Source organism: Methylorubrum podarium (assembly GCF_022179745.1).
GTDB classification, from domain to species: Bacteria; Pseudomonadota; Alphaproteobacteria; order Rhizobiales; family Beijerinckiaceae; genus Methylobacterium; species Methylobacterium podarium.
Map to the genome: position 1 here is coordinate 1 of NZ_BPRD01000540.1, position 4229 is coordinate 4229.

A 4229-nucleotide genomic window follows, 5' to 3' on the forward strand; every position below is an offset into this window, starting at 1 on the left:
CGGCGGCGGCGACGAAGACGAGCACGATCGCGTAGCGCCGCTTCTCCCGCAGGAAGGCGGCGTCGATCACGCCGATCTGGCCCAGGAGCGTCAGGATGACCGGCATCTGGAACGCGAGGCCGAAGGCGAAGATCAGCGTCATGATCAGCGAGAGGTACTCGTCGACCTTCGGCAGCAGCCGGATCGTCGCCTCGCCCGGTTGCCCGATCTGCTGCAGCGAGACCGAGAACTGGATCAGCAGCGGCATCGCCAGGAAGTAGACGACCAGCGCCCCGAGCAGGAAGAAGATCGGCGTGGCGACGAGGTAGGGCAGGAAGGCCTGCCGCTCGTTGCGGTAGAGGCCGGGCGCGACGAAAGCGTAGACCTGCGTGGCGATGACCGGGAAGGCGAGGAAGCCCGCCCCGAACACGCTCAGCTTGATGTTGGTGAAGACCTGTTCGAGGAAGTGGGTCGCGATCAGCTCGGCGTTCTGCGGCCCCACGATCGAGACATAGGGGTGCACGAGCACGTTGTAGATCTGCTTCGAGAAGAAGAAGCAGCCGAAGAACATCACGATGAACGCGAGCAGCGACTTGATCAGCCGCGAGCGCAGTTCGATCAGGTGCTCCAGAAGGGGGGCCCGCGAGGCCTCGATCTCGGCCTCATCGCGCTCGTCGCTCATGGAGTCGGGCCTGTCTCGGTCTTGCTGCCGGAGGTGGTGGGAGGCGTCTCGGCCGCGGAAGCGGGGGGCGGCGCATCGTGCATCCGCGCGGCCTGCTGCTCGGGCGTCGGCCGCGGCACGTCGAAGCTGCCCGTGTCCGTCGCGCCGGTCTCCCTGCTGCCGGAGCCGGGGCGGCTCTCGACCGCGCTGCGGATCTCGTTGCGGATGGTGTCCACGGGGTTGAAGGTCGGGCGCGCGGCATCGACGGTGCGCTTCACGCCCTCGACGTCGCGGCGGACCTCTTCCAGCTCCGCCTCGCGGATCGCCTCGTTGAACTGCGACTGGAACTCGCCGGCCATGCGGCGGACCTTGGTGGTGATCTGGCCCAGCGTGCGCAGGGCCTTCGGCAGGTCCTTGGGTCCGATGACGATCAGGGCGACGCCGCCGATCAGCATCACCTCGCCCCAGCTCATGTCCAGCATTGCGTCGTCCGTCCCGCGGGGCCGCGCCTGTCGAGGACGGGCGCACGGCCCGCGCTATCCTGCCCGGGGCCGATCTTCAACCGTGCCCGACCGCCGATTCAGCCCGACAAACCCGTTGTTCAGACGGCCTTGTGGTCGCCCGCCGGCACGTGCGGCGGCACCTGAGGCTGCGCATGCGTCGGCTGCGGGGCGGTGCCCGGCACGCCCTGGTGCGGCAGCGTGCGGACCGGATCGTTCGGGCCCACCGGCGGCACGCTCGTCGTCGTGTTCGCCTGGGTCTCGTCGTCGGCCATGCCCTTCTTGAAGGCCTTGATGCCCTTGGCGACGTCGCCCATCAGCTCCGACACCTTGCCGCGGCCGAACAGCAGCATGACGACGACCGCAACGATGACCCAGTGCCAGACACTCATGCTGCCCATGGCAACCTCCTGCGCCGCGCCAACTCCGGCGGCGCCTCCACTTGAATTGGGGCGAACCTAGGGATCGAGTGGCGCGAACACAAGCAGCGCGGGGCGCTTGAGCGGGCAAAGGCTGCGCAGCCCTTGCCCTTCTTTGTCGCACTTCGCCTCGTTGCGGGGCGCAGCCTCAGGCCGTCGGGAATGCGGTCTCGAAGCGGGCGCGGGCCTCGGCCAGGTCGAGGGCGTCCGGTGCGGCGAGGCGGGCGAGCGCGGCCTCGGCACGGCGCGCGCCCGCTCCGTCGAGATCGATGGCCGCGTCCGCGACCGCTCGCATCTCGTCCATGCGCCCGTTGCAATGGAGCACCACGTCGATGCCGGCGCGGTAGGCGGCGTCCGCCCGCTCGCGGAACGGGCCCTGGAGCGCGTGCATCGACAGGTCGTCGGTCATCAGGAGCCCGTCGAAGCCGATCTCGCCGCGCACAACCTCGCGGATCACGCGCTCCGACAGGGTGGCGGGCCGCTCCGGGTCGAGGGCAGTGAAGACCACGTGCGCGCTCATGGCGAGCGGCAGGTCGGCGAGCGCGCGGAACGGGCGGAAGTCGCTCTCAGCGAGGCTCGCCCGGTCGGCCTCGACCACGGGCAGGTCGAGATGGCTGTCGCAGGTCGCCCGGCCGTGACCGGGAATGTGCTTGATGACCGGCAGCACGCCGCCCGCCATCAGCCCCTCGGCCACGGCGCGGCCGAGCGCGATCACCCGCTCCGGCGTGTCGCCGTAGGCCCGGTCGCCGATGATGTTGTCCGAGCCGGCGACGGGGACGTCGAGCATCGGCGCGCAATCGACATTGATGCCGACCTCCCGGAGGTCGTGGGCCATCAGCCGGGCGCCGAGCCGGGCGATCTCCGCGGCTTCGTCGCCGAGCGGATCGAAGCGTCCGGCCGCGGGGTATTTCGGCCAGTGCGGCGGGCCCATCCGCTGCACCCGCCCGCCCTCCTGGTCGATCAGGATCGGTGCGTCCGCCCGGCCGAGCGTCCCGCGCAGGGCCTCGGTCAGCGCGCGCACCTCGTCCGGGGTGCCGATGTTGCGCTTGAACAGGATGAAGCCCCAGGGCCGCAGGTCGCGGAAGAAGGCGGTCTCTTCGGCCGTCAGCGCCGTGCCGGAACAGCCGAGGATGACGGCGCGGGGCGTGCTGGCTGAGGTCATGGGGCCGACGGTCCTCGAATCGGCAGGTCAAGCGAGAGTGCTCGGCGGCATTCCGGCGATTGCCGAGCACGGCTTTGACCCCGCCCGCACCTCAGGATGAGGGATCTGATGGGATGAACGGGAGCGGCCGGCCGATGGCCGACCGTGTCCTCGGTTCAGGTCCTCGACGCTCAGTTCTTGGCGACGAAGCACTGACCGCCCGCGCCCTGCAGCGCGCTGCACAGGCTTGAGGCCTCGTTCTTGGCCAGAGGCCCGACGCGGACGCGGAACAGGGTCTTGCCGTTCACCTCGGCCTGCCGGATCAGCTCGGGCTTGCCGGCGAGCTGGCTGTACTTGCCCTGCATCTCCCGGAAGGCGGCCCGGGCCTCGCTCTCGCTGCCGCGCACGCCGAGCTGAACCGAGTAGCCGCCGACCGGGGCCGCGAGCGCGGCGGAGGCGGGCGCGGGCTCGGAGGTGCTGGCGGTGGTCTCCGGCGAGACGGAGGCGACGCGCTGCGGCGCCTTCGGGCGCGCGGCCGGAGCGGCGGCCGGGGTCTCCTGCGGCGCCTCGGCGACGGGGGCCGCCACCGGCGGGGGATTCGAGGCCAGAGTGCGCGACGGCGGCGAGGCCGACCGCCGGGGCTCCGACGCGGGCGTCGTGGTGCCGTTGCCCGCGGTGTCGGGCATGGTCATGGTCGGGATCGGCGAGGTCGCGGCCGGGCTGTGAGCCGGGACGGTCTCGGCCTGGGCGGCCGGCGGCTGGAGCACCGGCGTGTCCGGCTTGACGGAGACGGTGCGGACCCGGCGCGGCTCGCCGAACGTGTCGGACAGCATGCCGCCCTGGCCGGGGGTCGCCCCTCCCTGCCCCGGCTCCGCGCCCTCGCCGCGCCCGGCGGCGGTGCGAGCGGCCTGGTTGACGTCGAGGGGCTGCTCCTCGCGGTTGACGATCTTGATCTGACCGTCCTTGGCGTTGCGATCGTAGATCTGCTTGTTCTGGTCGGGGATCTCGACGCCGTCGGTGGCCGTCGGCTGCACCTTCAGCGGTGTCTTGTCGGCGAGCACGGTGATCGGGCCGCTGCCGCCGATGCCGTGGGTGCCGCGCCATGCCAGGGCGCCGCCGACGCAGACGGCGACCACCGCCAGGCCGGCGCCGACCTGGACGAGGCGGTTGCGGGCGCGCGGACGCTCGGCGCGACCGGTGCGGTAGCCCTCCTCGGGCTCGGCGAAGGCGGCCGGATCGGCCGGGCCCTCGGCGTACATGCCCTGCTCGACGGAGGCGAGATACTGGTCGAAGGCATCCGCCGGGTTCTGCGCGTGAGCCTGCGTCTGGCCATGGGCCGGGTTGTGGGCGGGCACGTCCACGAAGGTCGGCTCGACGCGCGCCGGGCGGCCGCCCTCGGGCGGGCGCGTCACGGGAGCCGGCACGTCCTGAACCGGATTCTTCTCCCGCGCCTCCAGCAGGGCGCGGAAGGGATCGTCCTGCCCGACGATGCGGGCAAGCTCGGCGAGCGGGTCGCCCTTGGGGGCGGC

The 4229-nt window shown here is 71.9% G+C and carries 5 protein-coding genes; all 5 read right to left on the reverse strand.

Annotated elements, in window-relative coordinates; translation table 11 throughout:
- Positions 1–661: twin-arginine translocase subunit TatC (gene tatC / locus MFF42_RS22995; protein ID WP_238258035.1), on the reverse strand; the 661-nt coding region annotated here is incomplete at its 3' end.
- Positions 658–1122, reverse strand: coding sequence for a Sec-independent protein translocase protein TatB (tatB, locus tag MFF42_RS23000; RefSeq protein WP_238258036.1), 465 nt, complete (start codon positions 1120–1122; stop codon positions 658–660). The genes tatB and tatC, both read right to left, overlap by 4 nt.
- Before the next feature lie 119 nt (positions 1123–1241).
- Positions 1242–1541 carry a twin-arginine translocase TatA/TatE family subunit gene (locus tag MFF42_RS23005; protein ID WP_238258038.1) on the reverse strand — a complete coding sequence of 100 codons (300 nt, stop codon included), beginning with the start codon at positions 1539–1541 and terminating at the stop codon, positions 1242–1244.
- Between the two features lie 166 nt (positions 1542–1707).
- The gene (gene nagZ / locus MFF42_RS23010; RefSeq protein ID WP_238258040.1) at positions 1708–2721 is read right to left on the reverse strand and encodes a beta-N-acetylhexosaminidase; all 1014 of its coding nucleotides are present in this window, start codon (positions 2719–2721) and stop codon (positions 1708–1710) included.
- Between the two features lie 170 nt (positions 2722–2891).
- A partial coding sequence (locus MFF42_RS23015; RefSeq protein ID WP_238258041.1) for an SPOR domain-containing protein occupies positions 2892–4229 on the reverse strand: 1338 nt, incomplete at its 5' end.